The following is an 18,092-nucleotide window of genomic DNA, read 5'->3' on the forward strand; positions in this document are numbered from 1 at the left end:
TTAAACTATTAAATGCCTTAAAATTTACTGATTTCCAAGGATAATCGGTAAACCGTCATCACCCCCTCCAATAACAATAACTTTACTATTAGGAGATTCTGACATTCTCAAAGTGGCATCAATACCTTTTTCCCGTAAAATATTATCCGTCAGGGAGGCATTTAGAATTCGGTTGGCATTTGCCTTACCTTCTGCTTCAATACGTTGGCGTTCCGCTTCTTTTTCTGCTTTTTCCAAACGAAATTCATACTCCAAAGATTCCTGCTCTTGTCTAAGCTTTCGTTCAATGGCCTCTTTGATCGTCGGTGGAAGCGTAACATCTCTAACCAAAACTTCATTAAGCTGGATGAATTGATCAGAAACTATCTTCTTGGTTTCTTCAAAAATTTCCTTTTGAATGGCATCTCTTTTCGTGGAATACAATTGCTCAGGAGTATAGCGCCCTACTACACTACGCGCAGCAGATCTTACCGCAGGTAATAGCACTCTTTCTCTATATTGCTCACTCTTTTCTTGATGAAGTTTTCCCAAATTTTGATAATCCGGCTGAAACCAAACTGAGGCATCAAGTTTGATATCAAGACCATTAGAAGATAACACGTTCATTTTTTCAAAAATCTCTTGCTGTCTTACTTCGTATACAAAAACCTTGTTCCATGGAGCCACAATGTGAAATCCCTCTCCTAGTGGAGGCTCATCGGTAACAACACCCCCTCCAAAGACCTTGTATAAAACACCAGCCTCTCCAGAACCAATGGTTACTGTTGATTTTGATATAAATATGATTAAAAGTATAAAAATCACAATTCCGGGTATGACCGCTTTAGGTAATCTATCCATAAATATTAATTTAAATTAATCCGTTATATTTTCTTAAAAACCATTCCATCGCCAAAACCGCCGTTAAGAAAAATAAAATCCATTCCCATTCAATTAATGGAGTTTTAATTTCTTCTGTTTTGTAAATTGGTTTGTATGTATCTGTTTGTATAAGCCCTTCTATCAGATCATTTACTTGAGCTCCTAAATATACTTGAGCAGAAGTCTGTTCTGAAGCACTTTTTAATTTACCATAATTGGCGCTTGTAAACTGCTCTTCAGCGTTGTATTCTAATATAGTAAATTTGCCAGACTTACTAATCTTATCAGACAAGGAAGTTACCGTAAAATTATAATCCCCCGCTTCCAGCGCACTAAGGTCTACCTCAAAATAATTATTCTTCAATAGCATCGGAATAGTATTCACCTCATTCTTATCATCCCTTATAACAATTTGTAATTGTGCTTTATTATCGAATACATAATTCTTATCGAAATAAGTCGCTGAAATGGACACCTGGTTATTACCGTAATAAAATGAATTGAAATTCAAATTCAATCGATCCCTATCATTAGAGCTGCTCAGATATTGAATTAAACCACCCATAAATCTATCAAAAGGTTCGAAAGAATTTTGATCTCTAAAACTTTTTGCGCGCCATTGCCAGATTCCTTCACCAAAAAGAACTATTTCTCTTTTCTGTTTTTCCTCAAAAGACACCAATAGCGGTGTGTCTGTGTTCACATTACCTATTCTTGTGTTTAATAAAACATCCAATGCTCCAAGAATATTTAAATCTCCAAATGAAGCATGTAATGGTGGAAAATCATCAAACCCAATATCCTCAAAAATAAACGGTTGATACCCTTCATTATATATAGGTAAAACTTCTTCTGTATCAAAACTTATCGCTCTCTCAAATTGTATATACTTCTTGTTTAAATAAGACCAGTCTGTTGAAGTGCCTGTAATCGTAAAAGCGTTTTTATTGGTGTTTTTTAAATACCGATAAACCTTTTCAAATTTATTAGTAGGATTAAAAAGGATCAGGATTTGATATGCTCCCGCCTTTTCATCACTAAACATATCCACTTCAACCACATCAACTGCACGTTGCTCATTGGAAGTGATAGATCTTTTCAACGCTCCTATATCTGGATGTCTAATGTCAGTAACGATAGCTATATTAGTCTTCTGATCGATCACTTCAATAGCAAAATGCCGTGTGTTATTGGTTTTATTTTGCTCTTTTTCAAATGGAGTCAAAGTAGCCAGCAATCGCTGCACACCTATATCCACTGCTGGCAACTCAATCGTAAAAATATTTGAATTATTAGTTTCGGAAAAAGTAAAAGCTTTAGAATAAACCAATTTATTTTCATTGTAAAGCTTAAGAACCGTTGGTACCTCATTTTCTCCTTTATAACTGGTTATAATCTCTACAGGATACGTATTGTTTAAAAATGCATATTTATTAACGTTGATATTGTCGATACGAATATCCTGATGCTTGGTAGTATCACCTATAACCACCGAAAATATGCTATTCGGGTAATTCCTGGAATAAAAATTATAATCATAACCATAGGTCTGATTTCCATCTGAAATCAAAACAACAGGAAGTTTATTTTCATCCTGTAGCTCTAGCAATTGAGACAACGCCTTGGTTATGTTAGTTTGTTTTTCCTCAAAATTCAAACTGTCTAAACGATTTAACTCATCAGAAAAACTATAATAGACGACATTGTATTTGTCATTAAGATCTTTATGAGCTTTTAGGGTGGAAACAATATCTTTAGCCATCTGCCCCTGTCCCAAAAACCTGATCGATTCTGAATTATCAATTAAAACAGGTAATTCTTTTTTAGTTATAAAACTATGAGTGGTTGTTATTTCAGGACTAATTAACAATACCAACAAACTAAAAACACTAAGGAATCTTAAAAAAGCGAAAAGCAAGTCTTGAGAAGACTTGCTTTTCTTTTTATAAATATACTGAAATACAGCAGTTAACAAGGCGATAACTGCTGCTAATATTAGTAGTAAAACGGTTTCTATATGCATAAATACAGTACAAACCTACAAGCTACAAATTTATAGCGGAATGTGCTTAATCAAGTTATAAAAACTATGTTAACATCCCACCGTCTACATTCAACACTTGTCCGGTTACATAAGCAGATAAGTCAGAAGCTAAAAACAAACACGCGTTAGCAACATCTTCAGGAGAGCCACCACGTTTTAAAGGAATTGCATCTCTCCATCCCTGAACTACCTGATCGTCAAGTTTTGCGGTCATTTCAGTCTCAATAAAGCCTGGCGCAATAGCATTACATCTAATATTTCTGGAACCAAGTTCCAATGCAACCGACTTGGTAAAACCTAAAATCCCTGCCTTTGAAGCAGCATAGTTGGTTTGTCCGGCATTTCCTTTAACCCCAACCACTGAGCTCATGTTAATAATAGAACCTTTACGCTGTTTCAGCATGGTACGCTGAACCGCCTTAGTCATATTAAACACAGACTTAAGATTCACTTCAATTACCTTATCAAAATCCTCTTCTGTAATTCTCATTAAAAGATTATCCTTGGTAATTCCTGCATTATTAATAAGGACGTCAATCGAGCCAAACTCCTTTACAACAGCTTCAGCCAATTGCTGTGCTTGTTCGTAATCGGCTGCGTTACTCTTGTAGCCTTTAACTTTCACCCCTTTAGCTGATAATTCATTTTCTAAAGCATTAGCAGCCTCAGTTGATGAATTATAAGTGAATGCTATATTCGCCCCTTGTGCTGCAAAAACTTCAGCAATACCTTTTCCGATACCCCTGCTGGCACCTGTTATAATTACAGTTTTTCCGTCAAGTAATTTCATGTTTATTTCCAAATGATTAGTAAAAATCAAATATAAGTTATTTGTGTGAGCAAAAAAACAAATAACTTAGGACTATACGCACTAAACAGCATTGCATTATTAATCTACTGCAAGTAAATAGTTTACTACAAACAAAAAAGCCATCTTCAATAAAGAAGATGGCTTTTTAAAGTAATATTTCTTTAGAATCACCGATTACCCAAGTACCTCGGCAACTTTTTTTCCTATTTCAGCTGGTGAATTAACTACGTGAATTCCACATTCACTCATAATTCGCTTCTTGGCTTCAGCAGTATCATCAGCACCTCCAACAATAGCACCTGCGTGTCCCATTGTACGACCTTTAGGAGCTGTTTCTCCAGCAATAAAACCAACAACTGGCTTTTTATTACCATTTTCTTTAACCCAACGTGCAGCATCTGCCTCAAGCTGACCACCTATTTCTCCAATCATTACAATACATTCTGTCTCTTCGTCATTCATTAACAATTCAACAGCTTCTTTTGTAGTAGTTCCAATAATTGGATCACCACCAATTCCAATGGCAGTGGTAATTCCTAATCCTTGTTTTACCACCTGATCAGCAGCTTCGTAGGTTAAAGTTCCCGACTTAGAAACAATACCAACATTTCCTTTTTTGAAAACGAAACCTGGCATAATTCCAACCTTCGCTTCACCCGGAGTAATTACTCCAGGACAGTTAGGTCCTATAAGACGACAATCTTTATCGTTAACATAATCGTATGCCTTTACCATATCAGCAACAGGAATACCTTCTGTAATTGTAATAATTACTTTAATCCCTGCGTCGGCAGCTTCCATAATAGCGTCTGCAGCAAATGCAGGTGGAACAAAAATGATTGTAGTATCAGCTCCTACCTTTTCAACAGCTTCAGAAACTGTATTGAAAACAGGCTTGCCAAGATGTTCTTGTCCTCCCTTACCAGGAGTAACACCACCAACTACATTGGTTCCATAATCAATCATTTGTTCGGCGTGAAAAGTTCCTTCACTTCCGGTAAATCCTTGTACAATTATTTTTGAATCTTTATTTACTAAAACACTCATGAGTTATTTTTTTAGCTTCACAAAAGTAGTATTTAGAATACGAACTGCGAAATGAATTTTAATATTTTAATGATGATTTAATCTTTACCTATTTTCTCGATGATAAAAGGAATTTTACGAATAGATGCTAACTCTTTATACTTCTTACGGGCTTCCTCTGCTGGATATCCGAAATATGTAGTATTACCAGGCAAAGATTTACTGATACCCGATTGAGCCAAAATAACAGCTTTCTCTCCTATGGTAATCCCACTGGTCATTCCTACCTGACCCCAGATCGTTACTTCATTTTCTATAACCACACATCCTGCGATTCCTGTTTGAGAAGCTATAAGACACTTCTCTCCAATTACAGTATCGTGCCCAACATGAACCTGGTTATCAATTTTAGTACCTTTTTTGATGGTTGTATCACCTGTGACCCCTCTGTCTATGGTGCAAAGAGCTCCAAGATCAACATGATCTTCTATAACAACACGACCTCCGGAAAGCAATTTATCAAAACCCGTAGGCCTGTTCTTGTAATAAAATGCATCAGCCCCTAATACAGATCCTGCATGGATGGTTACATTATTACCAATAATCGTGTTATCATAAATACATACATTCGCATGGATTAGGCAATTCTCCCCTATCTCAACATTGTTACCTATGAAAGCACCAGGCTGAACAACCGTTCCTTTCCCTATCCTGGCTGTGGCTGCTATATTTTCATGAGCCCCTTCAAAAGGCTTAAAATAAGCTGTTAACTTGTTAAAATCACGAAAAGGATCATCTGATATCAACAAAGCTTTTCCTTCCGGACAATCCACCTCCTTGTTAATTAAAACAACAGTTGCTGCTGAGTTCAAAGCCTTTTCATAGTATTTAGGATGATCGACGAAAACAATATCACCGGGTGCCACCACATGAATCTCGTTCATTCCGAGAACAGGAAAATCATCAGCTCCTATATACTTCACACCAATAATGGTAGCTATTTGCTTTAGCGTATGCTTTTGAGGAAACTTCATATAAACAACATGCTATTCCTTAACGCGCTCTACGTAAGTACCTTTATCAGTCTCTATTTTAATCTTGTCTCCTTCATTGATAAACAAAGGCACGTTAACTGTTGCGCCAGTCTCAACCGTTGCAGGTTTTGTTGCATTGGTTGCCGTATTCCCTTTAACTCCAGGTTCCGTATGTGTAATTTCCAAAACCACATGAGTTGGCATCTCAACAGATAAAGGCATCCCGTCTTCTGAATTTAAGAGAATCGAAACCACTTCACCTTCTTTTAAAAGATCTGGTGCATCCAGCGCACTTTTTTGAAGTGTGATTTGATTGAAATCTTCAGTATTCATAAAATGAAATGAATCGCCCTCGGGATACAAATACTGAAAACTATGCGTCTCTACCCTAACGTCATCAATTTTATGACCAGCAGAAAAAGTATTATCGATTACCTTTCCGGTAGTTACACTTTTAAGTTTTGTTCTTACGAATGCCGGTCCCTTACCCGGTTTAACGTGTAAAAACTCAATAATCTTAAATATATCGTGATTGTAACGAATACAAAGTCCTTTTTTAATATCTGAAGTACTTGCCATTTTTAATGTTTTTTAAAATAATTATTTTAACTGTTCGCGCTGAAATACCCTTTCATAATTCCACGTTGAGAATCTTTAATAAACTGAAGGATTTCATCTCGCTCCGGAGTAGCTTCCATTTCAGCCTCTATAATTTCGACCGCTTGGGTATTGTTATAATTTCTTTGATATAGTATTCTGTAAATATCCTGAACTTCTCTGATTTTCTCGGTAGAGAATCCACGTCTTCTCAATCCAACAGAGTTAATTCCCACATAGGAAAGTGGTTCTCTTGCCGCCTTTACATAAGGAGGCACATCTTTTCTAACCAGTGAACCACCGGTAACAAAAGCGTGATTCCCAATAGAACAAAACTGATGTACAGCAGTCATCCCAGCCAATACAACACTATCTCCCACAGTAATGTGTCCCGCTAATGTACTATTATTAGAAAAAATACAGTTTGCACCCACAATGCAGTCATGTGCAATATGACAATAAGCCATTATAAGACAATTATCACCTAAAACAGTTTTCATCCTGTCGCTGGTTCCTTTGTTGATGGTTACACATTCCCTGATGGTAACATTATCTCCAATTTCAGCTATTGTATCTTCTCCTTGATACTTAAGATCCTGCGGTGGAGCAGAAATTACGGCCCCTGGAAAAATATTACAATTCTTTCCAATTCGTGCCCCTTCCATGATCGTTACATTACTCCCTATCCAGGTACCCTCTCCAATAACCACATTATTATGAATGGTGGTAAAAGGTTCAATTACTACGTTTTTTGCTATTTTGGCACCAGGATGTACGTATGCTAGTGGTTGATTCATTTCTTAATTTTTTACTTTTACTATCTGAGCCATTAATTCGGCTTCTGTTGCTAGTTTTCCATTAGCATAGGCATAAGCTTGCATATGACAGATACCTCTTCTTATTGGCGAAATTAATTCACATTTAAAAATAAGGGTATCACCGGGAGAAACTTGTTGCTTAAACTTCACATTATCCATTTTCATGAAATATGTCAAGTAGTTTTCTGGATCTGGTACGGTGCTTAACACCAAAATACCTCCTGTTTGCGCCATAGCCTCTACCTGAAGAACTCCCGGCATAACCGGAGCTCCTGGAAAGTGCCCAACAAAAAAAGGTTCGTTCATGGTCACATTCTTAACCCCAACTACATGACTATCTGACAACTCCAATATTTTATCAACTAACAAAAATGGAGGTCTGTGAGGGAGCTTATTCATGATCTCCGTAACATCCATCAATGGAGGTTGATTCAAATCAAATTTTGGAACTTTATTGCGTTTTTCAATCTTAATGATCTTTGACAGCTTCTTAGCAAATTGGGTATTCACAAAATGTCCTGGTTTATTAGCAATGACCTTCCCTCGAATTCGAGTCCCCACCAATGCTAAATCTCCAATAACATCTAATAATTTATGCCTGGCCGCTTCATTAGGATAATGTAATGTTAAATTATCTAATATACCGTTTGGCTTCACAGCGATGCTGTCTTTATCAAATGCAACCTTTAACTTTTCCATAGTTTGAGGAGATAATTCTTTATCTACATAAACAATGGCGTTATTAAGATCTCCACCTTTAATTAACCCTCCTTCAAGTAACATTTCTATTTCATGCAAAAAACTAAAGGTTCTGGCATTGGCGATTTCATCTTTAAAATCTGCCATTCTCTTCAACGTAGCATTCTGTGTCCCTAATACCTTCGTGCCGAAATCAACCATAGTGGTTACCTGATATTCATCAGCAGGAATAATCGTTATTTCACTACCTGTTTCCTCATCGGAATACGATATCACATCTGTTACCACATATTCTTCGCGATCTGCTTCTTGAGTTACCAATCCGGCCTTTTCAAGGGCTTCTATAAAATACTTCGAAGAACCATCCATTATTGGCGGTTCTGAAGCATCTAACTCAATTAAAACGTTATCGATATCCAATCCCACCAAAGCGGCTAAAACGTGTTCAGATGTCTGAATCTTTACCCCATTTTTTTCAAGGTTGGTACCTCTTTGGGTATTCACAACGTAATTAGCATCTGCTTCGATTACAGGTTGCCCTTCCAGATCTATTCGCTTAAACGCATATCCAAAACCTTCAGAAGCAGGTTTGAATGTCATTGTAACCTCCTTACCAGTATGAAGCCCTACACCTTTTAAGGATACTTCTTTTGCAATCGTACGTTGCTTATCTGTTATGGTATTAGTCATTGAAAGTATGTTTTTTTTCAAGTTGGTCAATTCTATCAACTATTTTAGGTAAATTTCTAAAGTAAACATAAGACTTATTATAGTCTGAATATCCCATTGCAGGAGAACCCTGAAGCACTTCATCGTCTTTTATATTTCTACCTATCCCTGATTGTGCCTGTATTCTAACTCTATCGCCTATTACAATATGTCCAACAATACCTACCTGTCCTCCAATCATACAATTTCTGCCAATTTTAGTAGAACCGGCAATCCCTGTTTGTGCTGCAATAACCGTGTTTTCTCCAATTTCCACATTATGGGCAATTTGTATTTGATTGTCGAGTTTAACCCCTTTTCTAATAACTGTAGATCCCAGGGTTGCTCTATCGATAGTAGTTCCGGCTCCAACATCAACAAAATCTTCTAAAATAACATTCCCGGTTTGTGGCACTTTCTGAAACGCTCCATTCTCATCTGGTGCAAATCCAAAACCATCAGCCCCTATTATTGATCCGCTGTGTATCACGCAATTATTACCAATAACAGATTCTGAATATATCTTTGCCCCGGCAAAAACGATACAATTGTCACCCAGACTAACATTGTCACCTATATAAACATTAGGATATATCTTCACATTATCCCCAATACTAACATTTTCTCCAATGTAGGCGAAAGCACCAATGTATATATCTTCACCATACGAAGCTGATTCAGAAACAAAAACAGGTTGTTCAATACCTTTTTTATTCAGTTTAACCTGATTATAATACTCCAATAGCGTAGAAAAAGCCTTGTAAGCATCATCTACTCTAATTAAAGTAGTAGTTAAACTTGCATCAACCTCGAAATCCTTATTTACAATAGTAACTGAGGCCTTTGTGGTATATATATGTGGTTTGTATTTCGGATTTGCCAAAAAAGTTAATGATCCTTCTGTACCTTCTTCTATCTTGGAAAGTTTAGAGACTTCAACATCTGGATTTCCTACAACATCCCCTTCAAGAATGTTGGCTATTTGTGCTGCTGTAAATTTCATCATGGCAAAAGTATAAAAAAACTCCAAAAGTTAGGACTTGGGGTAACAGAGATAATATTTTGTAACGGGTTTTGAAAGCGCCTTCAGGTTTAATTGGTCTGAGGCTTTCGCAACATCTATTATTTTTCCCGACTTTGATAATATATTGATATTCTGCTTCTCAACGTTATAAGCCTGGTTTTCAATTGCACCGGTGAACACAAAATAAGCCGCCTCTTTTTCTGTAATTCCCTTTTCAGCAATATATGCATTTTTAAGCCTTAAAAATTTCTTTTCCGATATAGGTTTCTTTTTCAGCTTAATCTTTAACAAATCCCGGTCTAAAATCATTTTACACAGATTAGACAATACAAAATCATCGCAGAATTGCCATTCTTTCATTGCAGAAATAATGTCGTAATCATCCAATCTTGCAAAAGTTTGCAATACATCTGTGTTAAAATCATTAAAAGAAACTTCATTGTTAAGAAAAAACGACAATGCAGAACTAGCCTCTAATTTCACCCCGTTATTTACCAATTCCTTGGCACGCTTAAGTATCCTGATCAATATTTGTTCAGCAGCCAGACTTGTTTTGTGCAAATAGGCCTGCCAATACATAAGGCGTCTCGCTACCAAAAATTTTTCGACCGAATAAATCCCTTTTTCTTCTATAACCAACTCATCATCAACTACATTAAACATAGAAATAATACGCTCCGAATTGATATTTCCTTCAGCAACCCCGGTGTAAAAACTATCTCGTTTTAGGTAATCTGTTCGATCCAAATCTAATTGGCCGGAAACCAATTGGTTCATGAATTTACGAGAATATTGCCCTTTAAAAATTTGAATTGCTAATGAAAGTGCCCCATCAAATTCTTCATTCAGTGCCTCCATAAACAATAACGAAATTCTTTCATGACTAACCCCATTAACAATGCTATGTTCCATAGCATGTGAAAAAGGTCCATGCCCTACATCGTGAAGTAAAATTGCCATTAACAATCCCATTTCCTCTTCTTCCGAAATAGCTACTTGTTTAAACCTTAATGTCTCAACGGCCTTCTTCATAAGGTGCATGCAACCTAAAGCATGATGAAATCTCGTATGATGCGCTCCCGGATAAACAAGATAAGACATCCCCATTTGAGAAATTCTTCTTAGACGTTGAAAATTTTTGTGTTCTATTAAATCGTAAATTTGTGTATTGGGAATGGTAATAAAACCATATATTGGATCGTTAAAGATTTTCAGCTTATTAGTTGTCTTCAATGTGAAATAGAAATTTATAAAAAGCAAATATACGTAAGTATGAGCGACATAAAAATATTATGGGTAGATGATGAGATTGAGTTGCTAAAACCTCATATACTTTTTCTGGAACAAAGAAATTATAAAATCGATACTCGGAAAAGTGGTTCTGAGGCTGTTGACAGTATCGATTCTAATGAATATGACATCGTTTTTTTAGATGAAAACATGCCTGGTTTGAGTGGCCTGGAGACCTTGTCAGAGATTAAGAGTAAAAAACCGGATCTTCCTGTGGTGATGATTACCAAAAGTGAAGAAGAAAATATTATGGAGGACGCAATAGGTGCAAAAATTGCCGATTACCTAATCAAACCGGTAAATCCAAATCAAATCTTGCTTTCTTTAAAAAAGAACCTGGATCATTCCAGACTGGTTTCCGAAAAAACAACCTCCAACTATCAACAGGAGTTTGGAAAAATTTCAATGGAAATGTCGATGGTTAATTCATATCAGGAATGGGCTGAATTATACCAAAAACTCATTTACTGGGAATTAGAACTGGAAGATATTGAAGATGCAGGGCTTATTGAGATACTCGAATCACAAAAAATCGAAGCCAATTCACAATTTGGAAAATTTATTGACAAGAACTACCAAAGATGGTTTGAAGATCAAGATCCTCCGGTAATGTCTCATACACTTTTCAAAGAAAAGGTAATTCCAGAATTAAAAGACAACACCCCCACACTCCTTGTAGTCATTGACAATCTGAGATACGATCAATGGAAAGCCATTGAACCGCATATTGCACCTTATTACAAAAAAACAAATGAAGCTCCTTATTTCAGTATTCTTCCTACGGCTACTCAATATGCAAGAAATGCTATTTTCTCGGGCTTGATGCCTGCCGAGATGGAAAAACTTTATCCGAATTTATGGAAGAATGATACCGACGAAGGTGGTAAGAACCTGCACGAAGCAGATTTTTTAAATGAGCAAATACGAAGACTCGGAGTGTCCTTAAAATGGGAGTATCATAAAATATCTTCATTAAAGGCCGGACGTCAGTTGGCTCAAAATTTTAAATCTCAAAAAGATAATGACCTTACGGTTATCGTGTACAACTTTGTAGACATGCTGTCACATTCAAAAACAGAAATGGAAGTGGTTAAGGAACTGGCATCTAACGATAAAGCTTACAGATCATTAACGCAGAGCTGGTTTAGAAACTCACCATTGCTAGATATTATCCAACAATCTCAACAACTTGGGTTTAGACTTATAATTACCACCGATCACGGAACCATTAATGTTAAAAACCCTTCAAAAGTCGTTGGTGACCGGGATACCAGCCTTAATTTAAGATATAAAACGGGAAGAAGCCTAACCTATCAGGATAAGGATGTACTCGCCATCAAAGACCCAAAAGAAGTACATCTACCCGCAATCAATATGAGCAGTTCTTTTATTTTTGCTAAAAATGATTTGTTTTTCGCCTATCCGAATAACTACAACCACTATGTAAGCTATTATAAGAACACTTATCAACATGGCGGGGTTTCACTGGAGGAAATGATCATTCCTATAGCAGTATTTGAACCCAAATAATAATAACCGATAAAAGATAAAAAGTTATCGAAATTTAGTGTGTGGCAGTTTTGGGGATATTTTTAGCACAGCCATCAAAAAAATAGATACCAAAGGCTATTTTTATTATATGCAACTTTTGTATATCCGTTCAATTGTTAACAAATTTTAGGGAACCAAAATATAGTTTACTTCCTCTGTTATTTCATCTTTTATAGCAATAAAAGTATCATCTTAAATTAGCAATATTTTATAAAAGAGTACGATAGCCGTAATAAAACTTATTTTTTTTCTTATTATTTACTATCTTTGCGATGTATTCAAGTATAGAATATAATCTACAAACTAAAACTATGCCTAAAACAATTGACAGAATAACTCATATTATCAAAATATTTGGTCTAAGCGCCAGGCAATTCGACATGTCTATAGGTGCTTCAAATGGCTACACCCTTAGAATGAGCAAAAACAATGCTTCTGTAGGAAGCGATGTATTAGCTAAAATTCTTGAAAAATATCCTGTTATAAACGCTCATTGGTTAATTACAGGCCAGGGTGATATGTTCAATACGAGTTCTAAAGCTAAAACCATTGATGCTTATAGCATTTCTGAAGAAGAAATCGAAGCCATCATTGATAAAAAATTAAAAGAACATGATAGTAAAGAACGTGATCTTTTAATGGACGAGATTAAAAAAGAAATTGAAGCTACTAAAAAAGGTTTAAAGTAGTTCTTCTACTTAAACCTTTTACCCCTGTTTTCTCCTTTACAAACAACCATCCTCAATAACTAGATTTACCCAATTTAAGGATGTGTTCCCTTCATGTCAGATTATCGAGCTTTAATCAATGATTGCAATGCAGCTTATTTGCAGAAACAATTATTTTTATTGGTAAAAGCAATTTGCTCAGGTAGATAAAGACACATCCCTCGCTAAGAACCCTTTAATTTATGTGTAATGTGAAAATCTTTAGAGCAGTCTCACATTTATATGGAAAAGAAGCCCCTTCGCCCTATCCTTCAAAATTATTATTAGCAACTAATCCTTTTTTCTATCGATCAACTTCCTCCTGCAACACCAATAATTTCTCTAAATATTCTTCAGAAGACATCCTCTTTTTACCTTCTTTTAAAGAAATTAATTGATCTCTTATTTTATCCCTCCTCTCATTGTTAATGATAGAGACCAATTGCGTAATTTCTGACTCTATTAAGGTTTGCAGCCTGGCAATAGAAAAATAATAATTAACCTTTCCGGAAATCCAGATTAATACGAATAAAATAGGAAGTAAATAGGGCAAGGCCCCCCAAATTGACTGTTCATCAATTACAGAATTCAGGTTAACGATATCGATAATCTGAATAATGGTAACTGATACAGGAGATAATATGGCAAACTTCCACCAATTCTCATTGGTTATATACCAAATTGAAAGCAATACAACAAGGTATAATTTTCCCCCAAGCAACCAAACTACTGTTAAAACAGAAGCATAATCATTGTCAAAAGCATCTCCAATCAAGCTTCCGGGAGCAACAAAATCTTGAGGAACAAAACGATAAACATAATACAGTATTGGCGTTGCTAATAGAAAAACCGAAGTAATTACCCCGGCAGCGTTTAATTTTGGCCTTGTCTTTTCGCTCCCCGTAACCCCTTCACCATATCGCTTCTTAACCTTGATACTTAATTTAGATAGCTTTTTTAGATATTCCTTCTGGTTTAAATAATTTTTGGAGGCTCTGATCGACCGCGACTTATTTCGTAAGTACTGCAAGTCACCCTTCAAAAACTTAGATTTATTTATCAGGTCATCAATCTGGAATGCATACACATCAGAACTTAATTTAAAATAGGCCTTCAACCGAACCTTTTTAAAAATCAACATACAGCATAAGGAAATTACCGTTACCGGAATAATCATAGCATACAAAATTCCCATTTCCTTATTAGCATGAAAAATAGTAACATCAAATTCCCTGAATAAAATATGCAAACACTGAATCATGTTCACATTAATTAAAAAGATAAGCGACCAACGCCACCAACTTCTACAAGTAAAATACCATATGGAAAGAAGAATAATTGGAATTAACTTACTTAAAACCAAATAAGACACAACATCCATCCCTTGAGACACCATCACCTCTACCCTAAAACCAAAAAGTTTCATGAAAGAATTTTTCGGGAATAATTCATTCAATCTTATTAGAAAGGGACTTACAATAATGAAAACTCCCAAAAAAACCTCAAATAAAAATATACGGCTATTTTGTTTACTACTATATTTTACGCTATCTACAAGACGCTTTATTGGTATACTAATAAGCATTCTCAAGTTTTTTCCATTACCCGATATAGCAGTATCGTGAATTTAAAATCAGACTCTTTAAATTTCAAACCAACATGCTTCATGGTTGCAAACCTAATAGATTTTAATGAATTACAATGATCAATTTAATAATATCAATATTTTTGTGAAATAATAAAATCGTTAGTTGCTTTCAAAGATTAAACAATAATATTATGAACTATACGTTAACAGATATACCCCAGGTTGCTAACTACATTATTAAGAATGCTAAAAGTAATATTCTATTATTTTATGGAGAAATGGGGGTTGGTAAAACTACGCTCATAAAAGAAATTGTAAAAGTGTTAGGAGTAAATGACGTAACCTCCAGTCCTACATTTTCGATCGTTAATGAATATGAGGGAAATAGTGGTAAAATTTACCATTTTGACTTTTATAGATTAGAAACTGAAGAGGAGGCTTATGATATAGGATTTGAAGACTATATTTACACAGATGCTATATGTTTGATAGAGTGGCCGGAGAAAATCGAAAATTTACTACCAGAAAATGCCACCAAAATTATGATCACAAAAGTTTTAGACAATAAAAGATCTTTAATTCTAAAATAGTTGTATATTAGGTAACTTCATTCCTTTTTAACTTAAAATATAGAAGAAAAAAACTACTAATATACGACTAACTTATTAATTTCCTGTAAGTTATTTTTTCGTAGGTTTGTTTCAACAAACAACGAAAAACAAAACGAATTTTTAAAATATTACCAAAAAACTTACAGTCATGAAATTAGTAAAAATTACTTTCGCCTTATTATTTATGGCCTCTTTTGCTTTAACTTCTTGCTCTCCTAGTAGCGTAGCTGATGAAGACAACCTGTATGATAACACTCAGGGAGTTGAGAAATCGAAAATCCAAATGCCTTCGGCTGGATAATTAAAGCAAACCTATATTCTACAACCTTTAAACTTACGATTATGAAATTAGTAAAAATTACTTTCGCTATATTATTTGTTGCATCTTTCGCTTTAACTTCTTGCTCTCCTAGCAGTGTCGCTGATGAAGACAACCTGTATGATAACACTCAGGGAGTTGAGAAATCGAAAATCCAAATGCCTTCAGCAGGATAAGAAAAAATACTTTTAATTTTATATATTTAATCCCTAATAATTTTATTAGGGATTTTTTATTAATTTATTTATGTTATTTAGACTCATTAGTTGAGAATAAAGTTTTATGAACCGTTCTATAAACTCCAAATCTAACACCACCAAGGTAAAATTAATATCAGTTGGTACACTCGTTGCTGTATTAATTGCTATAAGTCCGTATGTATTTTATCTATACGAAAGCTTGCCTTTAGATAATACCTGGAACACCCCATTTTTTGACTTTAAGACCGACTATTTCGCGACCATTTATATGATGGCTTGGGTATTCATGAATAAATTTGTTCCTTTCTATCTTTTAATATTATGGTTTTTAACCTGTCGACATTGGTGGTACCATATCATCCTGATCCCTATTAGTATGTTTATGTTTCAAATGGTGGTAACCATTAATGATGAGGCCAGATATGTTGATGAATTTGAGATATACTATATAATTCCGGTTATGATGGTGGTTATACCAATTGTTTATTTAATCAGAGCAAAAATCTTTGATAAAATCGTGCATGGTATAGATCTAAAGGAAATAGAAAAAGAGCTTAAAGAATACGAAGAAAAAGGAATTGATTAATTTAGTATCTTCACAAGAGTCTAATTTTAGCTTATGAATTTTCCAACCACTCCTTTTTCAAAGCAACAATTAATTCCACAGGAAGAAACCTTAGAGGTTCTCAAGCAAAAAGGAGAGCTCTTTATAGGTATTCCCAAAGAAATCTCGTACCAGGAAAAGAGAGTGTGCCTGACCCCCGATGCTGTAAATGCATTAACTTCTCATGGTCATCGGGTCCTGATTGAATCAAATGCCGGAGAAGGTGCTAATTTTTCTGATAAGCAATACAGCGATGCAGGTGCAGAAATAACCCGAGATACTAAAAAAGTATTTTCTTGCCCCATCCTCTTAAAAGTAGAGCCCCCTTCCATAGAAGAACTGAGCTATGTAAATCCGCAAACCATATTAATTTCAGCCTTACAACTCAAAACTCAACAAAAAAAATACTTTGAGACCCTGGCAAAAAAAAGAATTACAGCAATCTCCTTCGAATATATCAAAGATGAGGATGGAAATTATCCCGCTGTAAGATCCTTAAGTGAAATTGCGGGAACAGCTTCTGTTCTTATCGCTTCAGAATTATTAACAAATGTAAATCAAGGAAATGGCCTTATGTTTGGCAACATCAGCGGAGTACCGCCAGTGGAGGTTGTTATTTTAGGAGCAGGAACTGTTGGTGAATTTGCAGCACGATCAGCTTTAGGGCTGGGCGCTAACTTAAAAGTGTTTGATAATTCAATTACCAAATTAAGGAAACTGCAGTCCCATCTGGGAAGACCACTGTACACGTCTACCATTCAACCCAAAAACCTTATCAAAGCACTTAAAAGATGTGATGTGGTCATCGGAGCTATTCGAGGCCTAGACAGAGCTCCCGTTATTGTCACTGAGACCATGGTGGAAAATATGAAACCTGGTTCAGTAATAATTGATGTCAGCATCGATATGGGAGGTTGCATCGAAACAAGTGAAATAACCACCCACGGAAAACCTACATTTATCAAGCACGGAGTCATACACTACTGTGTGCCTAACATACCTTCTCGATATTCAAGAACTGCATCTGTTTCAATAAGTAATATTTTCACGCCATATCTTTTAAAAATAGGAGAAGATGGCGGACTTGAAAATTCTATTAGATTTGATAGAGGTTTAAGGAATGGTTTGTATTTTTACCACGGAATTTTAACCAACAAAACCATTGCTGAGTGGTTCGACCTCTCTTATAACGATATTAACTTATTGATTTTCTAAAACATGTCATTTTTAAAACGATTTGGGTTCTATTTAATAGGGCTGTCTTTGGGTATTGTTTTTTTAGCATTTTTCTTTAAGGAAAAACGAACTGAGTTCTGTTATCTGCCGAATTGCAGAGTCTTAAAGGATATTCGTTCTAAAGAATTAATATTTTCAGACGATATTAAAAAGCTTATGAATGATCAAACCATATCAAAAGCGTACTTCGATACTTTGTTAGTTGAAGGGAATGTGTTATTTAATAAGAGTGACACGAAGGCAAAGCCTTGTAAAACCTATATAATCGAAGGAATCATTAAAGAACAATTAGCCGAAGTTACCATTAAAAACTGTAAAAATGGTGCTGAGATATCAGCTTTGAAATTTGTAGAATAAAAAAAAG

At 35.3% G+C, this 18,092-nt stretch carries 19 protein-coding genes; 8 read left to right on the top strand and 11 right to left on the bottom strand.

Annotated elements, in window-relative coordinates; genetic code table 11:
- Window positions 1-24: 24 nt before the first annotated feature.
- The 10 genes from P278_RS06200 to P278_RS06245 all read right to left on the bottom strand — a co-directional run bounded on the left by P278_RS06200 (window position 25) and on the right by P278_RS06245 (window position 10,855).
- The gene (locus P278_RS06200) at window positions 25-840 is read right to left on the bottom strand and encodes a prohibitin family protein (RefSeq protein WP_038263895.1); all 816 of its coding nucleotides are present in this window, start codon (window positions 838-840) and stop codon (window positions 25-27) included.
- Window positions 841-850: 10 nt separating this feature from the next.
- A complete protein-coding gene (locus P278_RS06205) occupies window positions 851-2,884 on the bottom strand; it encodes a vWA domain-containing protein (RefSeq protein ID WP_038263897.1) in 2,034 nt (677 codons plus the stop codon).
- Between the two features lie 64 nt (window positions 2,885-2,948).
- Window positions 2,949-3,695, bottom strand: coding sequence for a 3-oxoacyl-[acyl-carrier-protein] reductase (fabG, locus tag P278_RS06210; RefSeq protein WP_038263900.1), 747 nt, complete (start codon window positions 3,693-3,695; stop codon window positions 2,949-2,951).
- 195 nt (window positions 3,696-3,890) lie between these two features.
- A complete protein-coding gene (sucD, locus tag P278_RS06215) occupies window positions 3,891-4,763 on the bottom strand; it encodes a succinate--CoA ligase subunit alpha (protein WP_038263902.1) in 873 nt (290 codons plus the stop codon).
- Between the two features lie 77 nt (window positions 4,764-4,840).
- Window positions 4,841-5,776 (bottom strand): UDP-3-O-(3-hydroxymyristoyl)glucosamine N-acyltransferase, encoded by a 936-nt coding sequence (locus P278_RS06220; protein ID WP_038263904.1) that lies wholly within the window; start codon window positions 5,774-5,776, stop codon window positions 4,841-4,843.
- Between the two features lie 12 nt (window positions 5,777-5,788).
- Complete coding sequence (gene efp, locus P278_RS06225; RefSeq protein ID WP_038263906.1) at window positions 5,789-6,355, bottom strand: elongation factor P; 567 nt, start codon at window positions 6,353-6,355, stop codon at window positions 5,789-5,791.
- A 26-nt stretch (window positions 6,356-6,381) separates the two neighbouring features.
- Window positions 6,382-7,170: an acyl-ACP--UDP-N-acetylglucosamine O-acyltransferase gene (lpxA, locus tag P278_RS06230; protein ID WP_038263907.1), complete on the bottom strand. Its 789-nt coding sequence runs from the start codon at window positions 7,168-7,170 to the stop codon at window positions 6,382-6,384.
- A 3-nt stretch (window positions 7,171-7,173) separates the two neighbouring features.
- Window positions 7,174-8,580 carry a bifunctional UDP-3-O-[3-hydroxymyristoyl] N-acetylglucosamine deacetylase/3-hydroxyacyl-ACP dehydratase gene (locus tag P278_RS06235; RefSeq protein ID WP_038265324.1) on the bottom strand — a complete coding sequence of 469 codons (1,407 nt, stop codon included), beginning with the start codon at window positions 8,578-8,580 and terminating at the stop codon, window positions 7,174-7,176.
- Window positions 8,573-9,601, bottom strand: a complete 1,029-nt coding sequence (gene lpxD / locus P278_RS06240; RefSeq protein ID WP_038265327.1) for a UDP-3-O-(3-hydroxymyristoyl)glucosamine N-acyltransferase — start codon at window positions 9,599-9,601, stop codon at window positions 8,573-8,575. Before lpxD ends, P278_RS06235 begins: the two co-directional genes overlap by 8 nt.
- A gap of 30 nt (window positions 9,602-9,631) precedes the next feature.
- Window positions 9,632-10,855 carry an HD domain-containing protein gene (locus P278_RS06245; protein ID WP_038263909.1) on the bottom strand — a complete coding sequence of 408 codons (1,224 nt, stop codon included), beginning with the start codon at window positions 10,853-10,855 and terminating at the stop codon, window positions 9,632-9,634.
- 39 nt (window positions 10,856-10,894) lie between these two features.
- Here P278_RS06245 and porX point away from each other — a divergent pair, with 39 nt between their 5' ends.
- Window positions 10,895-12,442, top strand: coding sequence for a T9SS response regulator signal transducer PorX (porX, locus tag P278_RS06250; RefSeq protein WP_038265329.1), 1,548 nt, complete (start codon window positions 10,895-10,897; stop codon window positions 12,440-12,442).
- 332 nt (window positions 12,443-12,774) lie between these two features.
- A complete protein-coding gene (locus P278_RS06255; RefSeq protein WP_038265332.1) occupies window positions 12,775-13,152 on the top strand; it encodes a hypothetical protein in 378 nt (125 codons plus the stop codon).
- A 322-nt stretch (window positions 13,153-13,474) separates the two neighbouring features.
- Here P278_RS06255 and P278_RS06260 read toward each other — a convergent pair whose 3' ends face one another.
- Window positions 13,475-14,596, bottom strand: coding sequence for a hypothetical protein (locus P278_RS06260; protein WP_152973897.1), 1,122 nt, complete (start codon window positions 14,594-14,596; stop codon window positions 13,475-13,477).
- A gap of 353 nt (window positions 14,597-14,949) precedes the next feature.
- Here P278_RS06260 and tsaE point away from each other — a divergent pair, with 353 nt between their 5' ends.
- The 6 genes from tsaE (at window position 14,950) to P278_RS06280 (ending at window position 18,085) form a co-directional block, all read left to right on the top strand.
- Complete coding sequence (gene tsaE / locus P278_RS06265; RefSeq protein WP_038263913.1) at window positions 14,950-15,348, top strand: tRNA (adenosine(37)-N6)-threonylcarbamoyltransferase complex ATPase subunit type 1 TsaE; 399 nt, start codon at window positions 14,950-14,952, stop codon at window positions 15,346-15,348.
- Between the two features lie 169 nt (window positions 15,349-15,517).
- Window positions 15,518-15,670, top strand: coding sequence for a hypothetical protein (locus P278_RS16665; RefSeq protein WP_200909605.1), 153 nt, complete (start codon window positions 15,518-15,520; stop codon window positions 15,668-15,670).
- A 41-nt stretch (window positions 15,671-15,711) separates the two neighbouring features.
- Window positions 15,712-15,864: a hypothetical protein gene (locus P278_RS16670; RefSeq protein WP_175496584.1), complete on the top strand. Its 153-nt coding sequence runs from the start codon at window positions 15,712-15,714 to the stop codon at window positions 15,862-15,864.
- Between the two features lie 106 nt (window positions 15,865-15,970).
- Window positions 15,971-16,474 (top strand): hypothetical protein, encoded by a 504-nt coding sequence (locus P278_RS06270; protein WP_038263914.1) that lies wholly within the window; start codon window positions 15,971-15,973, stop codon window positions 16,472-16,474.
- 33 nt (window positions 16,475-16,507) lie between these two features.
- The gene (locus P278_RS06275; protein ID WP_038263916.1) at window positions 16,508-17,707 is read left to right on the top strand and encodes an alanine dehydrogenase; all 1,200 of its coding nucleotides are present in this window, start codon (window positions 16,508-16,510) and stop codon (window positions 17,705-17,707) included.
- 3 nt (window positions 17,708-17,710) lie between these two features.
- The gene (locus tag P278_RS06280) at window positions 17,711-18,085 is read left to right on the top strand and encodes a hypothetical protein (protein WP_038263918.1); all 375 of its coding nucleotides are present in this window, start codon (window positions 17,711-17,713) and stop codon (window positions 18,083-18,085) included.
- The last annotated feature ends 7 nt before the right edge of the window (window positions 18,086-18,092 follow it).

The sequence above is a fragment of the Zhouia amylolytica AD3 genome, assembly GCF_000511935.2.
In the GTDB taxonomy this organism is placed as follows: domain Bacteria; phylum Bacteroidota; class Bacteroidia; order Flavobacteriales; family Flavobacteriaceae; genus Zhouia; species Zhouia amylolytica.